The following is a 981-nucleotide window of genomic DNA, read 5'->3' on the forward strand; positions in this document are numbered from 1 at the left end:
GTTATTGGTGTGTGGTGTGTGCTGTATGGAGGACGCCCCGCCCGCCCCCCCGCCCCCCCCCCCCCCCCCCCCCCCCCCCCCCCCCCACCACCAGGTCGAGACGCAGACGGGAGCGCCGATGCCGCTGTGGCAACAGGCCGCGGTCGGGGCCGGGGCGCTGCTGGCGCTGGCCGTGGTGGCCCGGGTGGTGCACCGCTGGTGGCCGCGGCGCGGCGTCGAGCTGGTCGCCGCCGCGTCCCGGGAGGCCGGGATCATCCTCGGCCTGTTCACGCTCTGGCAGATCGCCCGCATCCTCGGGGTGACCCGGGTCGCCGGCGGCATCGAACGCGCCGAATGGATCTGGCGGGCCGAGCAGTGGCTGCACCTGCCGAGCGAGGTCACCCTCGAACGGTTCATGCTGCGCCACGAAACCCTGCTGCGGGCGGCGAACGACTTCTACTCCTGGGTGCACTTCCCGGCGATGAACCTGTTCCTGGTGTGGGTGTTCGCCCGCCACCGCCGCGCCTACCCGTCGGTGCGCACGACGATCGTGCTGTTCACCGGCTCGTCGCTGCTGTTCCACATGTTCCTGCCGGTGGCGCCGCCGCGGATGCTGACGTCGGTCGGTTTCGTCGACGAGGCGGTGCTGCTCGGCCAGTCGGTGTACGGCGAGTTCGGCAGCGGGGTCGCCGCCCAGCTCTCGGCGCTGCCCTCGGTGCACGTGGGCTGGGCGTTCCTCATCGCCTACGAGGTCATTCGGATCAGCCCGAGCCGCTGGCGGTGGCTGATCGTCCTGCATCCGATCGTGACGACGCTGGTCGTCGTCGTCACCGCGAACCACTTCTGGGCCGACGGCATCGTCGCGGTCGTCCTGCTGGTGCTGGCCGAACTGGTCGGCCGGGCGCTGACCCGCGGGCTGCGCCGGCTGCGCGAGCGGATCCGCGACCGCCGCGGCGCCGAGACCGGGGAACGCCCCGACGCCGTCCCCGCCCTCGTCACGGT

1 protein-coding gene is annotated in these 981 nt (G+C 73.0%); it reads left to right on the forward strand.

Annotated features, from left to right (window positions below; translation table 11 throughout):
* Positions 1 to 25: 25 nt before the first annotated feature.
* Positions 26 to 981, forward strand: a 956-nt coding sequence (locus ND748_RS32745) for a phosphatase PAP2 family protein (RefSeq protein WP_251750125.1), incomplete at its 3' end; no start/stop codon positions are given.

Origin of the sequence: Frankia sp. AiPs1, from assembly GCF_023716945.1 — a bacterium.
Taxonomy (GTDB): Bacteria; Actinomycetota; Actinomycetes; order Frankiales; family Frankiaceae; genus Frankia.